This window comes from Paenilisteria newyorkensis, from assembly GCF_000766145.1.
Classification (GTDB): domain Bacteria; phylum Bacillota; class Bacilli; order Lactobacillales; family Listeriaceae; genus Listeria_A; species Listeria_A newyorkensis.
This window is the reverse complement of sequence record NZ_JNFB01000010.1, coordinates 53,349-74,765: the sequence shown is the minus strand read 5'-3', so window position 1 is coordinate 74,765 and position 21,417 is coordinate 53,349. Positions and strand designations below refer to the sequence as shown.

Here is a 21,417-nt window from a genome sequence, read left to right as displayed (position 1 = left end):
TTTTCCTAACCTCTTTCCTCATAATAATTGCTCGAGAATACGTTTTGCTGATTCCCACTGCCGTTTATTTTCTGCGTATAGTTCCTCGCCTTTTTCAGTTAATGTATAATATTTTCGCCGTCCGCCCTTGGTGGCATCGTCGCCCCAGTATGAAGCAATACATTCCTCTTTCTCCAAACGCTTCAAACTGGAATACATCGTAGCTTCTTTCAGTTCATATTCCCCGTCCGAATTAAGATGAATCAACTTCAAAATGTCATATCCATATTTATCGCCGCTCATCAGTAACTTCAAAATAATCGTATCCGTATGTCCTCTCAGCAAATCAGAGGAAAGTTTCTTATCAGCCATGTGATCGCCTCCATACGTATAATATACACCACATTACTATGACAGTCAAGGTAATAGATTCAACAAGTTACTATTACACATCAAAAAACGCATACCAATCAAGGTATACGCTCAAAAAATTATTTTGTTGCTTTCCATAATTCCACCATCTCATACGCAATATCCCGAAGTAAATACGTCGTCATAAACTGATCTTCGGCGTGTATGAATAACATCGACATCGGGATTTTCTCGCCATTTGCTTCTTTTTGAATAAGGTTTACGTGATTTTTATGTCCTTCGCTTAAATAATGGTTGGCTTCATCGATTTTTCGATATGCTTCTGTAAACTTTCGCTGTCTCGCAAGTTGCAATGCCTCTGTAATCTTGCTTCGCGCACCGCCGACAGCCCCGATAATTTGAAAAGAAGCTAGCTCCATTCCTTCCATTTACCTCACCCCGTTTGTTATCTCAATCACTGTCTCAAGCGCCGTCACCGAACTTCCACCTACAAAAATTCGCACGGTGCCTGGTTCTAATTCCCATCGATTTCGGATGGACCAAATTTGGAGTTCAGCCAGCCCGATTTCGAGTGTTACTTCTATTGTTTCGTTCGCGCCAATTTTGACTTTTTGGAATGCTTTTAGTTCTTTTTTGCGTCGCGTAATGCTGGCTTCTTGGTCGTGGATATAGAGCTGCACGACTTCGGAGCCGGCACGTTTGGCGCGGTTTTGCACGGTTACTGTGAAGCGGAACTTCTCGCCTGATTCTAACTCGGCAACTGTTCGGCTTTGATGTGTTGCTTGGATTTCTTGATACGCGAAATCGCTGTAGCTCAGGCCGTGCCCGAATGGATACAGCGCCGCGCCTCGTTCATCGAAGTAATCTTCTTTGTATTCACCGGCTTTTTGGTTGTAGTAAACCGGGAGTTGGCCGGAGGAGCGCGGGATGCTGACTGGCAGTTTTCCGGATGGATTCACGATGCCAAATAGGGTTTCGGCGACCGCGATTCCGCCTTGTGCGCCGGGATACCAAGCCGTGAGTAGCGCATCTGCCTGTTCGCTGAGCTCTGGAATTGCATTCGGACGCCCTTGCACGAGTACGACAACGACCGGTTTGCCTTGCTTTTTCAACGCTTGGAATAGCTCCAATTGGACGGCTGGTAATGCCAAATCCGCCAAATTCGGAAATACCTCGTCCCACAAACTCAAGTCAACGCCCGCCGCAAGCGCCATGGCACCAGCTTTTCGCACGTCAGGATTCATCGCCAGCAACCGATCCAGTGCACAGCCATCCGCCATCACAATGCCGTCAAAGCCCAGCTCCTCCCGCAAAATCCCCGTCAATAATTCCCCATTTGCGTGACACGGTACGCCGTCGATTTCATTATACGCCGCCATCACGCCAAGCGCGCCTGCCTCAGCAGCAGCAACCATCGGCGGTAAGAAAATCTCTCGCAACTCGCGCATCCCAATTGATACTGGGCCAGAATTATGGCCACCAATCGGTTCGCCTTGTGCTGCAAAATGCTTCAGAATTACCGCAACCCGGCCACTCGCTTGGAAACCCGTCGTGATTGCCTTCGTGAATTCCGCCGCTAAAAATGGATCCTCACTAAAACACTCTTCGGCGCGTCCCCATCTCGGGTCACGCAAAATATCAAGCGCCGACGCCAAAGCAAGATGCACACCTTTATCGCTAATTTCCGCGGCAATCGCCTCCGCAATTTCTCGTTGCAACGCCGTATTAAACGACGCACCGCGAGCCAAGTTCACCGGATACGACTCACTATCCAGCGCCTGATGTCCATGCGGAACCTCCTCCGAAAATAGCATCGGAATGCCCAGTCGCGAGTTTTCCATTACGTATTTTTGCAACTGATTCGCCACCCGCGCCGAGTTCGCCCGACTAATCCCATTTTCCTGATTCATTCCCGACCACGGATCCGCCCGAAAAAGGCCATATAGCGCGCCAATCCCGCCGAATTTTGCGACCTCATCTTGGAACTTCGACGTCACGTCAAACGACTCGCCCACACGTTCAAACGCCTGCCAGCCATAAAGTCTCTGGTTCAGCTGCCCGCATTTTTCCTCCAACGTCATTTGCGCCAAAAGATCCGCGACTCGCTCCTCCGTATCCAATCTATCATCTAAATATCGCGACATACTACTCCTCCTCCAACAGCGCTAAGCCCTGCGCCAGAACCTTTTCACCATCCATCCGGCCATAATCCACAATCGCAATCACGCCAACTGGAATCGAACCTTCGACCGCCTCACTCACCTTGTCTTGCATATAGCTCACCTGTGGCCCCAACAAAATCGCATCCGCCAGACGCCAATTCTTCTCAAAATCAATCTCCGAAATCGCCCAAATATCAATCGCGATTCCCTTCTCATCCGCTATATTTTGCATTTTTCGAACGAGCACACTTGTAGACATGCCAGCATTACACATCAACATTAATTTTTTCATCGCGAACTCTCCTTACACTTTAATCCGGTCATTGACTTTCAAGAACGGCAGGTACAACAGCACACAAACGCCAACTAAGAAAATTTGAAAAACTGCTGCTCGCCAATCTCCGCCTGTCGCTAGAAATCCTGATGCAACAACGGGTGTCGTCCATGGAACCATCACGACGACCTCTGAAATCATATTTATTTTTGTCGCAATGTAGGCCAGTAGCAAACAAAGCGGTGTCGAAATAATAAACGGAATCATCAAGCTCAAATTATACACAATCGGTAGTCCGAAAACGACCGGTTCATTAATATTGAAAAGCCCTGGTGCAGACGAAAGCGCCGCGATTTCGCGATAATCTTTCCGCTTACTCCAAATGAAAATCGCAATCAGCAGCGCAATCGTATTTCCGCCGCCGCCCATAACACCGAAAATGTCACGGAAAGTCGTGTTAATAATGTGCGGAATCGCCGTATGACTCGCATAAGCCGTCATATTATCTTGCATATTCGCAAGCAAAACGGGATCCATAATCGGCCCTAAAATCCCACTTCCCGCAATCCCAATCGAGTACAGCATCTGCGAAATCGTCATCAACGCTAAGAATCCTGGAACACTCGTCACTAAGAATGTCAGCGGTTTTTGAATAATCGTTCCTATCAAAGCATAAATATTCAACGCGAACAGTTGCGTCAACAAGAATGATACAAAAGCAAACACCAGCACCGTCAACATCGTCGGAATCAACACGTTAAACGATTTAATAACAGCAGGCGGCACACTTTCACCCGAAATCTTGATTTTCAACTTCTCGCTTTTCGAAAAATAAATAAACAGTTCTGTAGACAAAAGCGCCGTCACAATCCCCACGAACATCCCAGCCGAGCCAGTAAGCGCCGTCGGAATAACACCCGCAACCTCCACAGCTTTCGTCGCGCCAAGCGGAATCACTTCCGTCGCCAATGGGATAAAAATGATAATCAGTGCAATCGTTTGCAAAGCTGGCGCGAACGGATTTTCGAATCTCCGGTTTTGCGCTAGAAAATAAGAAACCGACGCCCCAATCAAAATCGTGATAATCCCCAGCGTCCCGTTCACAATACTGTTCCCCAGCTCCTGCCAAGTAGTCAACGTCGCCGAACTAATCACATTCGACATAAAGCCATCCGGTTTAATAATGACGTTATTGATCAACACCATAAAACCCGCGAGCATAATAAACGGTAAAATCGTGGCAAACGCGTCACGCATTGATTTAAGGTGGATCTGATTTCCCAACTTTTGCGAAACCCAGCCCAATTTTTCAACAAATTTCTTCATGTTGCAAACCTCCTCTTCATTATACCTCAAGTGTAGCGCTTTCTTTTCTGTAAATAAAGCCAGTCTTTTTCCGCAAGATTCCACTCACAAAGGAAATCCGCAAAAATCAGCTAGGACTAATTCCAAACAAGATAAAATCGCCTTGCCATTCATTTTTGGGTAAGACGAAAATAATGCTTCACACAAATCGAGCGAAAGCGTTTGTATTCAGGGGATTTGGTGGAAGCCGGAAGCGGAGCATACTGGTGTATGTGAGAACCGGAAGTCCGCCAAATCCCCTGAATGCGAACGCTTGCCGCCGATTTATTTGGATTATGTCTTATTTTTTTTCAAAATATGCATAAAACCGTCAAAATCACGAATTGCCTTCAGTTGCCGCATGACTTTCGGATTTTCAACGATGTCACTAATTAATTCATACGTCGTCGTAAGTTGCGACTGTTCCTTGTTTTTCACGGCCAGCATAAACACCACTTGCGCGCAATCTTCCTCATTCCACAACACTGGTGCCTCGCAAATACACACCGCAATCGCCGTCCGCGCCACATCTGCTTGAATCGGATGCGGCGTTGCCAGTCCATTTCCGAGAAACGTCGGAACTACCAATTCCCGCTCAAAAATCGACGGCAAATAGTCCTCGCCAACATACCCCTGCTTCATCAAAAGCCCCGCTAATTCTCGTAAAACCCGCTCCTTATCCCAATCCTTTTCCGAAACAACGAACAGCGATTCCGAAAACACGCTTTCCATCTGAAACGGCGAGCCACTTCCCAACATCGCTTCAATCGCCCGCATATCTGACTTCATCAAGAACGGCGAAACCTGTACGTACGGATGGCTTTGATGGCGCAATGGTACCGTCGCAATGACGAAATCGCAAGCTACCGGTCGACTCTCATATTCATGAAACGAGTACACGCCAATAACCTCCAACTCCTCCGCAAACGCCTTTTTCACCTTCGACTGCAAAAGTTGCGACGTTCCCAATCCAGACGCGCATACAATCAAAACCCGTTTTTTAACGCTTTCCTGTACTTTATCCAGCGCGTACAGTAAATGAATCGCCAAATACCCAGCCTCCGCCTCATTCACCTTCGTGCCAAGCTCCTCCTCCAGCACATCTTTCGCCGTCAAACCCAACTCGAACGCCAACGGATGGTTCTGCTTCAAATTCGACAAATACGGATTTTGTATGTTCATCTGAAATTTTATGCGGTTAATCGCTGGTTTTAAGTGGAGTATCAAGTTGGAAATGAGCGCCTGATCACCAAGCAACGCGTAACCATAACGTTTTTGGATCCGCTCAAGCATTTTGTTCACTAACATAAATTCTTGATAATCGTCGTAATCCGTCGCGATATGTTTTGCGCTGAGATGCAGCAACAAATAGGACAGCTCGGTTTCAGGAAACACGACACCTTCCTGCGCCTCAATTTCCCGAATCATCGTCTGCGATGCCCGCAATTCCTGCATATTAAATTCAATATTTAAAAGCTCATCCGCTGCAACATAACAATCATCCCGAATCCGACAAATCGCGATTGCAATATGGATAATCAGGTTTTTCAGCGCAATATCGGTCATATGAATCTCATATTTAGACACACTTTTCGCGACAATACGCTGAATCCCCTCCAAATCAACCTCTTCGAAAAAGCCTTGTTCCGCCTCACTTATGAGCAAACTTCGTGATTCTGTTAACAAATAATGCGAAAAACAAAAACGGACATGGAGCTCCGTTCCGAGTATTTTAACCCCATATCCCGCCTTTTTGCCAAGCTTCAAATCAAATTCCGCCAGTTTTTTCTTCACTTCTGGGATAGCCGCGTTGATAGTCGACTTGCTGACATAAAGCTCATCCGCGATTTCGTCCAGTTTGACATATTTATTTTTCAGAAGGAGGTAGCGAATGATGTAATCTGTGCGATCTTCGGCGAGCATCGGAGTGATGTGGAGATTAGATCGCTCGCTAGTGTAGACGAGAAGCAGGTTTCGTAGCGCCGTTTCATCCTCCACAACCAGCTTATAACCAACGCCACGCACAGATGTGATTTCATTTTTCGATGGCCCCAGAATATCGTGAAGCGCTTTTATATCATTGCGAATCGTCCGCGGATCCACATGAAGCTGCTCGCCAAGTTCTTTTCCACTGACAAAATCCATTTTTACGTATAGTAGTTGGAGCAAATCGCGCCATCTCGGCACCGGAATCATTGACTCACTCATCTGGACCTCCTCCTTTCTTTCATTATTCCGTTACTTCCAAGCCAAAATAGTAAGTGACATAGTAACCGTCTTCGTACCCATCGCCATCGTATAATTCCTTGAGAATATACATATACTTACCGAACTCAGATGGAACGTTATATTGCCAAGTTCCATCCTCTAGTTTCTTTACATCGACTTGCAGAAAGTCATCGCCTGACTTAGGAACCATTTCTAGCGTAATTGAATTCAGATGTGAGGCTTTTAAAATACCCGTTTTCACTTTTTGTTGAATCGTGATTTGCACTTTATCCGTGTTATCTGTCTGGACTAATTTTTTGCTATTCAAAAAATCTTCTGGTGCAGGAAAATAAGCTTTCGTTTGCTCTCCATTCCAGCTATAATCTGTTCTCGATGGTTTGATTTCTGTGCCTGGCGACGACTTCAACGTAATTTTAGGCGTTGTTTTCTGAATCTGCTCATCATTACTAGGCACCATCCCACAGCTGGTAAGCAGAAATAAACTCAGAACAATCAGGGCTATTTTCTTCATTTCCTAAATCCTCGTTTCCAACCACTAAACACGAGTAGTCGATATTCTTTTCTAGATATAATCAGGAGAAACAGTCCGACATTACCGATTAATGTGATCATCGTGAGCAATGGTACAAAAATAATCGCCGTGAAAGAAACCCAGATTCCCCAAATAATCATCGCGATGATTAGCAAAAATGAGAACTTCTTTTGTTTCAGAATCAAGATAGCCGTGATGATTCGGATGATGCTGAACAGTAGGAATATTTCCGTTGTGAAGACGAAAGAATCTAGAATCAGGTTGATCGTCCATGAACTGGCGAACTTAGAAACTTGCTCGTGAAAGGCGAAATCAATGTAGTTCGTCGCTAGCTGGTCGATGAATCCGCTTAAATATTTGCCTGCAATTTTGCTCAGAATAAAGAATACGAGGTAAATTATTATCTCGATAATGGAGTAAACGATGAGTAGCCAACTGCTTACTTTGATGACAGAATCTTGGGTTTTAGGTGGTTGCATTGGATTTTCTCCTTTTCTTGATTACTCTTTCATTCCATCCGATAAATCCTGCCCATACCGATCAGATCACCATTCTCCTCATTTCGCAAACCGATGAAATACTCACTTTGGGGCAGTGCTTTTGCAGAAGTTTCAATGTCTCGGAAGCTCAGCCCGCAGTCCACCCGCAATTGGACAAATTCGGATGCGGCCGGTAATGCGGTCGTTATCTGATACATGGCGGAACCTCCTCTTATTCGCTGTCTTCATAAATGCCTTCCGTCACGGACAATTGGAAAGGCTCGGCGTTCCACGTAATCACGATTTCTTTTGTCAATGTTACCTCTATTTTCTCAACCAAATGCGGCGTCGATGTGATGCTTGCTGATTGCTCGGTCAAATCAATTAAGAGTGGCGCTGGATCGCCGAATTCCTTCATGTCCAGAAAAATTGCCAGATTCCCCTCGCTCTCTTGATAAATGCGCACACGATGATCCGAATGCACACGCCAGCCGTGACTTACCATTATTATAATCATTTTAAATCTCCTCTCTTATTTTCGAAATGCATCCTGCCGTTCATGAAAAAACCGTTCTAACAACTGCACATTCTCAAGCTCCGTCCAAGCACACGTTTGCAAACCATCCCGGTCCAAATTATAAATCGTCCCTGATAGCGCTCCCAGTAAAAACGGCGAATGCGTCGCAATCACAAACTGACAATCTAAAAATCGCGCGGCTTGATTGATGATTTCCGCCAACTTCATTTGATTTTCCGGTGACAGCGAACTTTCCGGCTCATCCAATAAATAAAACCCGTCCGGCACAATATAATCCTCAAAAACCTGCATCGCCGTTTCACCGTTAGAATATTTCTCCTGCGCAAACTGAAGGCGTTTGATCTCCTTTTTCATCGCATAAGACCCTTGATGCTCTGCGATTTCCTCCTTTGTTTGCCCCAGACGACCACGCTCATACACATAACCCTCCCGCAAAATCGCCTCTTGCTGGATTAATGTCCTCACTCTTAATATAGCGACTATTCGCCGGAATCGCAAGCTCACGAACACCATCTTCCGTGGTTCCAAAGCTCGCCTTACTTTCCGCTACATAGTTCGAAAAATAATCCATCTTACTCCACGCCTTGTTCTGCTCAGCGCCTGCCACACCTAGCTTCGTCGCCATGAGATTCAGCAACGTCGACTTCCCAGAGCCATTGTTCCCATATAAAATAGTAATCGTATCAAAAATAAATATCTCGCCCGATTTCCCACGCAAAATATTGTACGGATAAATATTCGGATTCGTAACAGAACCACTCGACAACTCAAAACACCTGACATATTGCATAGTGGGCCCTCCTTTTTTAGCTTTAAGCCCATTATACCAAAAAAGCCACCCGAATTCCGAGTGGCTCCTTCCTATCCATTTTTCACGTCAAATCGACAATCACTTTCACCGTGCCTTCTCCTTTGATCGCGACATCAAACGCTTTTTCGATATCAACCAATTTGAAAACTTGTGTAACCATCGTTGCGATATCGGTTTTCTTGTTGATAATATGATCGACAACTTTGCGAATATCACCGTCTGTGTAACCGCTCGCGCCTTGAATGCTCACTTCTTTTGACATAACTTGCGCCAAGCTCACTGGCACTTCATCTTTATACACCGCGATAATCGAGATTTTTGCGCCTGGTTTCACGATTGCCATCACTTGCTTGAACAAAATTGGTGCGCCCGCTGCATCGATAAAAAGATCCACGTCCGGAACGACCTGCCCGTACACATTTACTTCCCCAAAATGCGCGCTTAATCCTGCCGCCAAATCCTGCTTCATCGTGTTTAAAACGCTCGCGCCAAGGTGTTCCGCTTTCTGCAATCGCCAGTCATTCGTGTCCACCACACAAACATTCGGAAACCCTTCTGCAATCAAGCTCGCCGCCGCAGACATCCCGATTGGTCCCGCGCCCAGCACGACAAGTTTATCAGTTGGTTTCGGATTTGCGCGGAATGCACCGTGTCGACCAACGCTCATCGGCTCCATCAATACCGCCGATTCTAGCGAACAATCCTTGCCCATATCGTATAAATTATAGTTCAGCGCCGCGTCTTCAATCAGCACATATTCCGAGAATCCCGATGCTTCCAGCGACTGCCGGCGTCCCGCTCGTTTTGCCGTCACAGGATTAATCCCAACAATCATCCCTTTCGCAACTTCACTCGCTACAGCCGCGCCAATCTCAACCACCTCACCGACCATCTCATGGCCAAACTCAGCGCCAATGCTAATACCGCGATTCCCAGCTCCGCCTCGCACAATATTAATATCCGTGCCACAAATCCCAGCTCGAAGATTCCTCACCAAAACATCTTTTTCACCAACTTGCGGCACCGCTTTTTCCTCTACTCGAATTCCTTCTTTTCCATAATAAACTGCTGCTTTCATATGACATTCTCCTCATTTCTTATTTTATTTACGAAGCTTTTTATATGCTAAAACAGTGCCAGAAACGGCTAAAACACTTGCAATACCTATGATTATCTTTTTCATCGTTGTCACTTCCTCTGCGCTTTTTTATTTAACATCTCAAATATATTAGCGATGGAAATATAGAGTATCACCGCGCCAACTATCAATAATGTAATTTGGAATCCTAACATCACGCCAACCTCCTCTTCAAAATCATATATATGCCGATAAAACCTGAAATTGTCCCAAAAAGTAGTCCAGAAATCATATTATAGCCAACCACATTGCCATCATATGCAAAAGACAAGAGCGCGGCTTGCGTCAATGCCAACGATATCAAAGCCGACGCAAAATTGGTCAATTTCACCGCTTCCATGATTAATTTCTTATCTTTTCGCGCGTTTATAATCCCATGAATCGACAACACCAATTCTGTAAACGTCACAGTCGCAATGATAACAGCGATGTGCGGATCGTATTTAATCGCCGTATTGGAGATCGTCAGCACGCTGCAAAACACGATAAACATAATGCTCGAAAACAAAATCATCCAACCGATGCTGCGATACGATTTCCGCTGATCCCTCTCGGTGACACTACTCGTACGATGCGTTTTAACAGCCAAATATTTCGCGACCGCCATCCCAATGTTGAAAAAAGCGTTGATAACGAGAATAAAAGATAGCGAAAATACGCCTAAAACAATTTTTCCAATCGCAAGCATCGCGTTAAACGGCACGGCAATCGTTGTAAAATACATGCACCTTGTATATCTGTCCCTCACATTCCCGCGCCCCTTTTTCAAAATTGGTATTACTTCGGCAACAAACCATTCGCCTTCTTGCTCACTTCGTACAACTCTTCGTTTTTCTGATCCATCAAAATCGTGATTTCGGCGGTTTTTTTCTGGTATAATTTTTTGTAGCTAAAATATGGTATCAACCAGCCGAGAACGCCTGGAATGGCGAAAATGATGGAAAGCGTGATGAGCCCGCTCGTGACGGCAAACACGGAACACGCCATGCCAATCGTTCCCACCAAAGCGATGCCGTAAGCCACGATTCGCGCCGTCGTTTTTTTCGAACGCTCCAGTTGCTCCATCTCATCCACACACGCGTCGAATTGTCGCTGTAACCGTGTCAATTCCGCCTTATTACGAATTTTCCGATCCCGCTTAAACTTGATTTTCAGCGAAGTCACCGATTTTGACACACTGTCCAAATCCCAGCCGAAATTAGTGTAGCCATCGATAAACAGCGATTCTTGCTCCTGATTTATCGTGATATCCTTGTACTCATACCCCACAAAATCCGCTCTACCACTCATGTCCATCTCTCCCTCGCCTCATTTGATATACCTATCTTAATAAACAAATGTTTGCGATTTGCATCTAAAATGTTTCTGAAATGTTAATTCGCACGCAAAAAAAACAGCCCCGATTCCAGTTTCGAATCCAAGACTGCTATTTTTAATACCCAGCTTTTAGCGTGACGACAAACGTCGAACCTTTGCTAAGCTCGCTCGTCACCTCGATGGTCCCGCCCACAAGCTCAATCACCCGTAGCGAAAGCGCCAAGCCCAAGCCGTTTCCATCCTTTGAATGCGACGAATCTCCCTGATAAAATTTCTCAAAAACCCGCGTCCTCGTTTCCTCATTCATTCCGCAACCCGTATCAGAAATCGCGACACGCACCGAATTTGCCGTCGACGTTTGCGTACACGTGATGACCCCGCCAGGTTCCGTGAATTTCAATGCATTGGACAGCAAATTCCGCCATACGATTTCCATTAAATCCGGATCCGCGTAAATCGATGCCTGCTCCTCGATATCAACCACCAGGCGTATACCCTTTCGCTCCAGTAAATCATCGAACGCCAAAATGCTATCAGAAAGCTGGCGACAAACATCATACGGCTCGTCCAGCAACGGAATACTCTGATTTTCCAACTTGTTCAGACTCAAAATATTCGTCACCAAAACCGATAAACTCTGCGACGCTGTAATAATCGTTTCTACATACTCTTTGCGTATTTCTGGCGCTATATCCTCGTTTTTCAGCGCCGTCGCGTAATTTTGGACAATCGATAATGGCGTTTTGATTTCATGAGACACATCCGCGATAAAGTTCGTTTTCATCGTTTCGAGCGATCCCAGCGCCTCCACCATTTTGTTGAAATCTTGGAACATGACATCGATATAATTATGCTTGTCCACCCGGTGTAGCGGCTTCAAATAAACCGTGAAATCCCCCTCCGCCACTTGCTTCGTCGCCTGACTTAACTCACGCATCGGCTTATCAAACGCGATATATTTTTGATACCCCGTGAAAATACAGAAAATCGCCGCAATAATCGCCCAATATAAAATATACCAACCAAGATACGGCCCCGATTCCTTCAAAATATCCGCGCCAAACATCAACGCCGGAAGCATTGCGAGCCCGCCGAGCGCCAGCAAAACAGCGATATATTCCCACCAAGAAAAGCGACTCATTTTTTTCAAGCTGCCGTCATTCATGCCAACACCGCCTTATACCCGATGCCATGCACGGTGACAATTTTAAAATCGGTGCAATCTGAGAACTTCGTGCGGATTTTTGTGATGTAAATATCCACCGCGCGCAGGCTCGTCTGGCTCTCGATTCCCCAGAATTCATCCATCAACTGCGCCCGCGAAAAAGCCTGATTCGGATAAGACAGCAATTTGTAGAGCACATTAAATTCGCGAACCGTCACCGGCACATCAACATCGCTAACCGTTGCGCTCACTGCCGCCGCGTCCATTGTCAAACTACCGACCACCAATTTTTGCTCCGTCGCAATATTCGCCCTTCGAAGCAACGCCGTCACCCGCAAAACCAGTTCATCAAGATCAATCGGCTTCACCATATAATCATCGATACCAATCCGAAAACCGCGCTGTTTCGCCGCCAAATCATCCCTCGCCGACATGAATAAAATCGGAATATCCTTATCCAGCGTCCTCACCGTCTCCGCGAATTCGAACCCATCTATTTTTGGCATCATAATATCCGAAATAATTAAACTATATCGATTGCTATACATTAAATCATACGCCTCTTGTGGCCCCGCGCACCCTTTCGCCGCATAACCATTGCTAGCCAAATACGCGCACGTAATATGATTCAATTTCGCATCGTCCTCCACCACTAATATATTAATCAAAATCCGCAACTCCCTCACCATTTTGATTATATTATACACCTAAAATGTTGATAAATTGTTTCTATTAGAAAAAATTTCCCTATTGCAACACCATTTCCCGTAGCATAATCGAGCCTGCATTCGTCTGATTGAATTCAAAACCAATACTTTGAATCTCACTCTTATTCACATTTGTTAGCAAAGCGAGCGGAATTCTCACATCCATCAGTGGCGTGTATCCTAACCAAAACGGCTCTGTTGTATATGACGTTTCTTCAACCCCATATAAATAACTAAGCGCCGGTGTATTGTTGCTCAGAATAATTCTTGCTTGCTTTCCTTTTTTATCGGTGAAAACAAGAGTAAACGCCTGATCCTTTCCACGATTTATTTTATTGGTACTATCTTGCGCTATCAGCAAACGCACTGTTCTGAATTTAGAAAAGTCCTTTGTAGCCATTGGTAACGTTGCTTTTCCTTTTTTATTCGTCCACTGCATATTGAGCAAATTCAAATTCGGCCCATTCAAATTGAACTCTGTCTCAATCGGATGTTTAAAATAACCCGCTGTATTTCGCTTCTTATCAACAGATTCCACGACATATTTACTCTTCATGTCCGATGTTTTCACCTGAATCTTCTTATCCGCCGTGAATATTTGCTTTGTTTTCGGGGTATACATGGAGCTCATTACTTTCAATCCGTACATTTTTTGAGGAGCCACACCATTCGCGTTAAAATTCGCTTTTGGCTTCTGCTTACCGTGAATAATACCTAGAAACTCAGCCGCGTAATTTGTAAGAAAAGTTTCGTGCTGTTTTCTATTGATTGTATTTTTATCCAAAACGTTGTCACTAGGCACATTCGGCGTGAAACCCAAATCCAATTTTCTGCTAAAGTAATAATGATTCGCGCCTCTTAAAAAAACATCATTCGCCCATGACTTGCGGCCCTTTTTCACCTTTAATTCATCAAAAGAAATTTGCCCCTCCAACGTATCCACGTCAAAATCGTACTCTGGAATAATAAAACCATGAGGAACATCCGTATACGGCGCATTTGGCAGATTCTTCGATGGTGCCAGCGAAATCATGCCCTTAATCGATTTATTCCCTTCTTTTTTCAAACTTGTAGCAAGAAAATCAATGCCTTGTCCACCACGCGAATGACCGATAAGTGTCACGTCATTAAGATTAATCTTATTTTTCAAATCTACTTTAAAATTCGAAGTTTCTCTTTTCACGGCCTTGGCTAATCCGCTAAGATGCGCTTTGTAGATGCTGATTAAACGCTCATAATTTTTAGAATTACCATAATCAATAGCGCCATCCTCGATTGATTCTTTATAAACCTCGTATTGCTCAGGGTTCACATCAATGCTAATGACTGCATATTTCTCTTTTGCTAGTGACTGGGTCAAGTAAGTAAAGCCCTTGTAATACTTTTCAGCTTCTGATATATGCTCATAATCTCGGATGCCGTGGCGTCCATGAATGATAACAACGAGCGGATATGGACCACCTTTTCCTGTTGGGATTGAGAGTACGCCTTGCTTCATATAGGGCATATCCACTTTTCCTGGTGTTTTTAAGAATCCTTTGCCTAAATTGTAATCTACCGTGGTTATCGGTGTTTTTTGGATTGGCATCGATTGCTGGCTCGTCGTTGGTAACACCATAGCTTGCGGACCTTTTGCGGACATTGGGAATATACAGATAATGATGATTATGATGACTGCTACTACGACACAAAACAACGGGATAATTTTTTTGTTTTTCATCTTGTTCTCCTTTTTCAATAGATTTGTTTCTTATTCATTTCTTATATTACAATTATAATACAAATATTACGATAAATAAAGCGTTTTATTAATATCTCGCAAAATTTCTCCATGAAAATAGAGCCAATACTGATTTCGCAGCATTGACCCGTCTCCACTTATTTAACTATTTTTGTAACAATTCAAAGACTTGATCCAGTTTTTCAGCAGGAATTTCCGCCACTGCATCCCCAATCGACAGCTCAAACCCACACGCATCAACCGGTTTCGCCTGCAAGTATCCAGAACACCCAACATTTGTCTCCGCATGAATTTTTGCTAAAATTGGTTCGATGGCTTCTGCCGATTTCTCAAAATACACATGAAACATATTGGAAACAGGGACTTCCGGCACCGTACGCACACCATCACACGCATTAAATCGACGCGCCAAATCCTTCGCCGCCTCATAATACTGCCCCATTTTGCCAATTCGTTTATCGAAATAATAATCCGCCGACACAATATACGGATACAGACTAATCAAATCACCGCCATAACGGCGTTTCCAGACCTTCGACTCTTTTGTGAAATCCGCATCGCCAGCCAAAATAGCACCCGCGATACCGCCAAGTCCTTTGTAAAAAGAAACATAAACACTATCAAACAGCGCACAAATCTCTTTTTCCGACTTCTGATAATACGGCGTGACTTCCCACAACCGCGCGCCATCAAGGTGAAGCCTAATCCCATTGCTGCGACAATACGCCGAAATCTCCTCCAACTCCGAAAACGTTGGCAGCTGCCCACCAATTTCACGTTGCGGCAACTCAAGTAAAATACACGAAACCGGCTCATTTAAATTGCGAATATCATCCAGCGTCGGCACACGGTCCGCCTTCCCGAGCAATAACGGCTCCATCGATTGCAACTCCCTCAAGGCATCCTGCTCATGAATTTCGAGATGAGAAAGCGGATGATACGCGATTTTATTGTTCCCCTTCTCGTCCGCCCAAATCCGCAATGCAGCTTGCTGCGCCATCGTCCCACTTGGGAAAAACACAGCCGTCTCCTTCCCTAAAAACGCCGCGATTTTGTCCTGAAAATTCTCGATAACTGCACCTTCCCCGTAAATATCACTTTCCAAATCCGCATCAACCGATTCAAAAGCCTCTTTCAAAACACTAGCATTACGCGGCCCATGTTGCGAAAGTTTGTACGTCGTTTTTTTGAATGAATCCTTTAATAATCTATTTGTTACCATGTCATAATAACCCCTTATCATTATAAAATTTCTGCCTAATTTCTGTAGCTATACGCTCAATTATTCCCTCTTGATAGCCTGCCAATTCGAGCTCTAATATCTTCTCTTTAACATCATTTAATTCATTCACAACAATAACGTTTCGCAATTTCTTACAACGGTCTCCATCCAGTGGCACACTTGGTTTGCTCTCCAAATAAGCTACTGCATCCATCGCTAAAAAAAAGACCTTATCTTGGTATCGACTTTTTAATTTGGATGCCATCTCAATACCCTCAGGATCGAAATCACCCGAATAATACAGTTGAACATCATGATTCACTAACCTATCTAACAATAGCCAAATCGCATATCGAAATTGACCATTTGTGCAAATAATAGGTAGATCTGGAAATTTATCTAGTAACACTGAAAAAACACCTGAATTTTCTATCAGTATAATTTTCTTCCCCTTATTCGGCCTGATTGTGGTAATCTCGATTAGTTGCCTCACAGGAACATTCCACGGACTATTACTCTCGCACGCACTCCGCCACATCGCCATTGGTTCGCTCTTCTTAAAAGCAACCAAACCATTTATCGCTGCAAAATTCATAATATCATCTTTAATCAAGTGAAATCCAGCATATATTTCATTTTCTCTCTCTACTCGCGACGTATAAATCTGTTCTTTATTTAATGATAACACTCCTAGTACCGCCAATAATAGCTGACCTCTGTACGTAGTACTATCAAAAGCGTGCGGATTCCCTGTCTGCTGATATGCGAATACCGGGAGTTTCGTGTATTCTTTTGGCATGTTTCCCAAAGCTTCCTTAACTTGAGAAAAACCGTTCAAACAATCAATTCCATCTATTAAATACCACTTATAAAAAGGTTTTAAAGGGATTTCCAGATAGACAGATGAAATATTCTCTACCGTACTCACAAAAATTTGCAACAACTCTTCTTCACGCTCTTGCTTCTCTTTGTTCGACACCAATCTCCGCCCTAAAACTGCCTCCACAACATCCTTTAAAGGGATTTCCTCAAACTTACTACTCTCATAATGTTTAATGAAAGTAGCAATTTTAATATGTTTCACCTCATCCCATTCCCAAGGATCTATCCCCATAAACTGCAACAACGGCTCCACATCAACATTATGAAATCCCTTTTTCGAAACATTTCCTTGAAAGCGACCATAAGATTTATATTTCCGCTCCATTTCCTCAAAAAAGATTTTTAAAGCTACACGATTATTAAAATAATGAATAGCATCTTCATATAACTCATTCCTATTCATGCACTAGTTCCTCGTCACCATTTTTAGGCAAAATAAGTTTCTTTGTATATCCATCCCAATGATACTGCAATGTCCCTACCACTGCGGCATTTCTTGGTCGAATTAACTCATACGTATTCAAACTGGAAACAGTAGCAAATTCTCCTTGTAAAGATTGCGAATTCATGATGTAGTTGAAGCCCAATTGTTCCGTCGCCTTAAATAATTCCGCGATATTTAATTCATCAATCCCTGCAAAAGCCTCATCTAACGAAATAATATAGGGTGCATTAGCGCTCGCATCCTCATATCTCGAATATACCGCCGTGAAAAGAGGGAGATACATACAAATAGCCTTCTCACCGCCACTAAATTTATTGAACTCATTATTATTTAGCTTAGACACTCCTTCATTCACCCTGTGATACTTCATTTCAAATTGAAACCACTTCCGATAATCCAATACTTGTTGCAAAATCTGGTACAGGCTATCCCCGCTATCTTCCTCTTTCTGTTCTTTTTTCGCGTGTGCTATTTTTGCCTGGAAATGCCTTTTCATTAACTCCGTGTCACTCTCTTTTAAAATAGAAGTATCTTTCTTCAACAGTCGCACTAATTCCTTCGTCGATAGCTCATCATCACTATCACCAGTATTCGGAACCCAATTAATCGATAACGTTAGTCCAGACGAATTATCCTGATCCTTTAAAATTGCGTTCATCTGTATCACCCATCGTTGCGCCTTTTGAATGAGCTGTCTAATTATTTTGCCTACAGAATGAAAAATAATCTGCTCAAAAAGTTCCTCATCACTCTCTCGCAGTATCAAATTGGCCTGTTCAATCTGAGAATTCAAACGATCTATCAGCAACTGCGGATGAATCCAAGCGCCTTCCGAGTTCACTTCCAGAATTTTTTGTTGGTTTAATGTTCGCCAATTTTCAATCATAGACATATCGCTCTCATCCGTATAAGTTTCCAAATAATCCGGTTCAGACAAGATAACAGCTCTCTTCACGGATGGCCGATACTCTAGAAGATTACTTTCAGATACAGAAAATACTTTATCTAATTTCCTTTCAAATTGATATAAATGGCTATCATTATACTCCCAACCCTGAATCATCCCTTTTGCCTCATCCTCCATCTCCAATTCATTATTCACTACCCGATAACGCTTAAACTCCTGAGTAAAAGTACTCGCTAACAGTTGTTCAAATATAACATCAAAATCCAGTTTCCCAGCTAACTGTTCTATCTTAGACTCAACTTGAACCTTACGTCCATGAGACTCAAGCGTGCTCCTACTTATCATTTTTTTGCGCTTCTCACCTTCTTGAATGTTCAACTTAACTTGCCCAATCTGGGCTTTAATATCATCTAACTTGCTCAACTTTTGTCGTGCCATTATAGAATCATACTGTTTTTCTAAAAGATCCTGAGAATCCTGAGCCTCATCAGATTCCAGCTGCTTCTCATCCATTTCCTCGCTTTGAATGCTTAGTTGCTGTTGCTGATCTTTTTGTTTTGCCATCACATATTGTAATCCTGTCAACCGATCCTTCCAGTCAGAAAAAGCGTCTTGATAATCTATCATCTCCTTGTACGCACCCTCGTAACTCTCTAGATTCAACTCAAGATCATCCTCCGTTGTAAATTGGGTTAATCCCCACTTTAAGCTATCCATATGTTTCTTTTTTTCTCTCATCTCTTCCTGTTTTTTAGATAATTTCTCATTCCATTCCTGCACGTTTCTCCCTTCCTTCTTACTCTCCTCATACGTGGTTTTCAACTCATCATCTCTTGGTAAGTTATTCACCATTTGCTCTGCGTCTTCCACTTTCTTCACTAATATCATTTTATTTTCTTTTAAATTCATATATTCCCCATTCAATAAATCTAACTCGTTATTAATCTTATTTATCTGCTCTGCTCGATAACGCTCCCGACTAGCCTTCCCAATATACATCGCCTTGTAATCACTCGCCGTTACACCTCGTAGTAAGTTCATCTGATAATTACCTTCCGTACTAATCCTCCAAGTTCCTACGTCATTATTACAATCATCCGAGACCTCGATAGAACGTAAAATCTGCGTTATATAATCACTATGTCGACTTAGCCCATCACAATCCGCCACTAAATACTCTGTTAAAGCCTTCTTATCAGGCGTTAACGGGACAGGGATCAGTTGCCGATCTCCTTCCAAAGCTAAAAAATCCTCCGTCACTAATGCATCCAGTATTCCACTGTCTAATAATGCGCCCTCTATTCTATTCCGTTGCTCCTCCGAAAGCTCCTCCCTAAAATCCACACAATCATAAAATGGAGAGGCATTCGCAACTAACTGTTCTCGAAACTTAGTACTAGCAATGCTCCTTAGTGGCTCAGGCTCGCGTTGCTCCTGCCATGCTTGTCGCTCTGACTCTTGATGCTTTATCTCAACTTCCAAACTGTTCATTTCAGCTTCAAGTGGCAATAACGATCTATCCAGTCTTTCTATTTCTAATTTTACAGCCCGGTACAAAGGCTCTATTGCAAATTCAAATATAGTCACTTCATCATATAGTCCCTCTAAATCACGTAATACGCCTTTAAAAACATCTACATCTAGAAAGAATGGCAACTGATTTTTCCATTCATGCAATTTCGTTGCTAGTTTTTCACGCTCTTCTCTGTAAGTCTGTTGCCAATGAAGCTGATTTTTCTGATGCAAATCACGGTTTTCCAAGTATTCACCAAGCTCACTATCTAATTTTGAATAATATATCTGCTCACGATGAATTTCTTTTAAACGCTCGATCCCTTCTTGTAAATGGCTTACATATGCCTTAATATCCGCACTCCAAAAATTCAATACCAACTTCTCATCCTGCCGCTTACTACTATCTAAATGTAGCAAGTGTTTGATAGCATATCCGCCAGACTCGGCATGATCAACCATCTCGTCCAAATAATCATGCTTCTCTTTCTCCAGATTATCATGCTCCACTTCCAGTTCTTGCAAACGGCCTTTAATTTCCTTGATGTAACTCTCCTTTGCTTTCAATTGGCTATGAAGCTTTTTCACTACCTCAGACTGTTTTTCTAAATGTTCCTTTGTTTTTTGCCCCTGAGCAACTAACTGAAAATCCTTGTGATGACTCAATTCCTCATTTTCATCTCGCCAAACGGCCAAGTTCATATCCAAATCATGATCTTCTGACTCTAAATCCAGTAGTTTTTCTTTCAAAATTAAATGCTCGGCTTGATGTTGCTCAAGCTCTATTCGCTTTATCTTAGTATACTCTATACTGTCTAGCCATTTTTTTGCAATAATACGCAATTTTTCATCATAAAAATCGGTATATACACTATTTAAGCCTTCTAATGCCTGTTTCTCCCGTTCAAACTGCTCTAATCTCATTCTACTCGAATCAATCTGATCCAATGTATTAGAAATCGTTTGTAAATCATCTTCTTTTAATGTCGGCAATGAATTAGATAATATCCCGAAAATAACAGTAGGATTAAACTCTTTTGACAATTTTGGACTTCTCAGTTGAATAAGCAAATTTATACAATTATCAAAATCACTGATTGTAGCAAAACCAAAAATTCTTTGGTTGACCAGCTCTTGATATTCTCTTTGTGTGTCTAGCACAACTCCGCCGCTCTCCACTCGATTGATAAGTTGCCTTTTAGAAAGTGGCTGTAGCTTATCCCCACTCACCTCGTCAAAAAGACTAAAATCATGCCCAATTCGGCGATTATCTATCAAAGCGAAATACCATTTAGTCAAGACTCCTCCACGCTTTGCCTTCAAACCAATACCTGTCGTCATGTAGATATCATGGTCCTTCTTCTTGTACTCAATAAATAAATAACCTGTCCGATCATTTAATTTCGTAACATTTTCCTCACCTAGCAAATACTCTTCCATTTTTCTGGCACGACTACCAAATGAATCCAGTCTATTAGCGATAGTTTTCCCATCCAATAATACAGGAAACAGGCTCTGCATTGTAACAGATTTCCCCGAACCATTTGATCCTCTTAAAAGCATCTTTCCATCAGCAAATTCAAAATATTCCTCATCATAATACCAAAAATTAATCAAGCCTACTCGGTTGACTTCCCATTTCGAATCATTAATCGCCATAC

General features: G+C 43.1%; 20 protein-coding genes and 1 pseudogene. All 21 read right to left on the bottom strand.

Translation table 11 applies throughout. The annotated features are described in order from the left end of the window. Nucleotides 1-18: 18 nt before the first annotated feature. The 21 genes and pseudogenes from EP58_RS04165 to EP58_RS04070 all read right to left on the bottom strand — a co-directional run bounded on the left by EP58_RS04165 (nucleotide 19) and on the right by EP58_RS04070 (nucleotide 21,415). Nucleotides 19-351 (bottom strand): PadR family transcriptional regulator, encoded by a 333-nt coding sequence (locus EP58_RS04165; protein ID WP_036059077.1) that lies wholly within the window; start codon nucleotides 349-351, stop codon nucleotides 19-21. A gap of 119 nt (nucleotides 352-470) precedes the next feature. Further along, nucleotides 471-779 carry a PTS sugar transporter subunit IIA gene (locus EP58_RS04160; protein WP_036090452.1) on the bottom strand — a complete coding sequence of 103 codons (309 nt, stop codon included), beginning with the start codon at nucleotides 777-779 and terminating at the stop codon, nucleotides 471-473. Continuing rightward, nucleotides 780-2,495: a glycoside hydrolase family 3 N-terminal domain-containing protein gene (locus EP58_RS04155; RefSeq protein WP_052171342.1), complete on the bottom strand. Its 1,716-nt coding sequence runs from the start codon at nucleotides 2,493-2,495 to the stop codon at nucleotides 780-782. 1 nt (nucleotide 2,496) lies between these two features. Continuing rightward, on the bottom strand, nucleotides 2,497-2,805 hold the full coding sequence (locus EP58_RS04150; protein ID WP_036090450.1) for a PTS sugar transporter subunit IIB: 309 nt from the start codon (nucleotides 2,803-2,805) through the stop codon (nucleotides 2,497-2,499). Nucleotides 2,806-2,817: 12 nt separating this feature from the next. Continuing rightward, the gene (locus EP58_RS04145) at nucleotides 2,818-4,113 is read right to left on the bottom strand and encodes a PTS sugar transporter subunit IIC (RefSeq protein ID WP_036090447.1); all 1,296 of its coding nucleotides are present in this window, start codon (nucleotides 4,111-4,113) and stop codon (nucleotides 2,818-2,820) included. Nucleotides 4,114-4,425: 312 nt separating this feature from the next. Then, complete coding sequence (locus EP58_RS04140) at nucleotides 4,426-6,339, bottom strand: BglG family transcription antiterminator (protein ID WP_036090445.1); 1,914 nt, start codon at nucleotides 6,337-6,339, stop codon at nucleotides 4,426-4,428. Between the two features lie 22 nt (nucleotides 6,340-6,361). Continuing rightward, entirely contained in the window at nucleotides 6,362-6,871 is a 510-nt protein-coding gene (locus tag EP58_RS04135) for a hypothetical protein (protein WP_036090443.1), read from the bottom strand. Continuing rightward, nucleotides 6,868-7,371 carry a hypothetical protein gene (locus EP58_RS04130; protein WP_036090440.1) on the bottom strand — a complete coding sequence of 168 codons (504 nt, stop codon included), beginning with the start codon at nucleotides 7,369-7,371 and terminating at the stop codon, nucleotides 6,868-6,870. Before EP58_RS04130 ends, EP58_RS04135 begins: the two co-directional genes overlap by 4 nt. Before the next feature lie 44 nt (nucleotides 7,372-7,415). Beyond that, nucleotides 7,416-7,589 (bottom strand): annotated as a pseudogene (locus tag EP58_RS04125) (GNAT family N-acetyltransferase); the annotation flags it as partial. A gap of 14 nt (nucleotides 7,590-7,603) precedes the next feature. Further along, on the bottom strand, nucleotides 7,604-7,888 hold the full coding sequence (locus EP58_RS04120; RefSeq protein WP_052171341.1) for a hypothetical protein: 285 nt from the start codon (nucleotides 7,886-7,888) through the stop codon (nucleotides 7,604-7,606). A 15-nt stretch (nucleotides 7,889-7,903) separates the two neighbouring features. Then, nucleotides 7,904-8,344, bottom strand: a complete 441-nt coding sequence (locus tag EP58_RS17655; RefSeq protein WP_241480998.1) for an AAA family ATPase — start codon at nucleotides 8,342-8,344, stop codon at nucleotides 7,904-7,906. After that, nucleotides 8,322-8,699 carry a hypothetical protein gene (locus EP58_RS17650; RefSeq protein ID WP_236637274.1) on the bottom strand — a complete coding sequence of 126 codons (378 nt, stop codon included), beginning with the start codon at nucleotides 8,697-8,699 and terminating at the stop codon, nucleotides 8,322-8,324. The genes EP58_RS17655 and EP58_RS17650 overlap by 23 nt, the downstream gene beginning before the upstream one ends. A gap of 82 nt (nucleotides 8,700-8,781) precedes the next feature. Then, nucleotides 8,782-9,798 (bottom strand): zinc-dependent alcohol dehydrogenase, encoded by a 1,017-nt coding sequence (locus EP58_RS04110; protein ID WP_036090438.1) that lies wholly within the window; start codon nucleotides 9,796-9,798, stop codon nucleotides 8,782-8,784. Between the two features lie 214 nt (nucleotides 9,799-10,012). Then, nucleotides 10,013-10,606 (bottom strand): hypothetical protein, encoded by a 594-nt coding sequence (locus tag EP58_RS04105; RefSeq protein ID WP_124892627.1) that lies wholly within the window; start codon nucleotides 10,604-10,606, stop codon nucleotides 10,013-10,015. 29 nt (nucleotides 10,607-10,635) lie between these two features. Next, nucleotides 10,636-11,148 (bottom strand): hypothetical protein, encoded by a 513-nt coding sequence (locus tag EP58_RS04100; RefSeq protein WP_052164987.1) that lies wholly within the window; start codon nucleotides 11,146-11,148, stop codon nucleotides 10,636-10,638. A 142-nt stretch (nucleotides 11,149-11,290) separates the two neighbouring features. Beyond that, nucleotides 11,291-12,340, bottom strand: coding sequence for a HAMP domain-containing sensor histidine kinase (locus EP58_RS04095; protein WP_036090431.1), 1,050 nt, complete (start codon nucleotides 12,338-12,340; stop codon nucleotides 11,291-11,293). Further along, nucleotides 12,337-13,008: a response regulator transcription factor gene (locus EP58_RS04090; protein WP_036090429.1), complete on the bottom strand. Its 672-nt coding sequence runs from the start codon at nucleotides 13,006-13,008 to the stop codon at nucleotides 12,337-12,339. Before EP58_RS04090 ends, EP58_RS04095 begins: the two co-directional genes overlap by 4 nt. 79 nt (nucleotides 13,009-13,087) lie before the next feature. Beyond that, nucleotides 13,088-14,767, bottom strand: coding sequence for an alpha/beta hydrolase (locus EP58_RS04085; RefSeq protein WP_036090426.1), 1,680 nt, complete (start codon nucleotides 14,765-14,767; stop codon nucleotides 13,088-13,090). A gap of 166 nt (nucleotides 14,768-14,933) precedes the next feature. Next, the gene (locus EP58_RS04080) at nucleotides 14,934-16,010 is read right to left on the bottom strand and encodes a threonine aldolase family protein (RefSeq protein WP_036090423.1); all 1,077 of its coding nucleotides are present in this window, start codon (nucleotides 16,008-16,010) and stop codon (nucleotides 14,934-14,936) included. 1 nt (nucleotide 16,011) lies between these two features. Further along, on the bottom strand, nucleotides 16,012-17,295 hold the full coding sequence (locus EP58_RS04075) for a DUF2399 domain-containing protein (protein ID WP_036090420.1): 1,284 nt from the start codon (nucleotides 17,293-17,295) through the stop codon (nucleotides 16,012-16,014). Continuing rightward, complete coding sequence (locus EP58_RS04070; protein WP_036090416.1) at nucleotides 17,288-21,415, bottom strand: TIGR02680 family protein; 4,128 nt, start codon at nucleotides 21,413-21,415, stop codon at nucleotides 17,288-17,290. Before EP58_RS04070 ends, EP58_RS04075 begins: the two co-directional genes overlap by 8 nt. Between the last annotated feature and the right edge of the window lie 2 nt (nucleotides 21,416-21,417).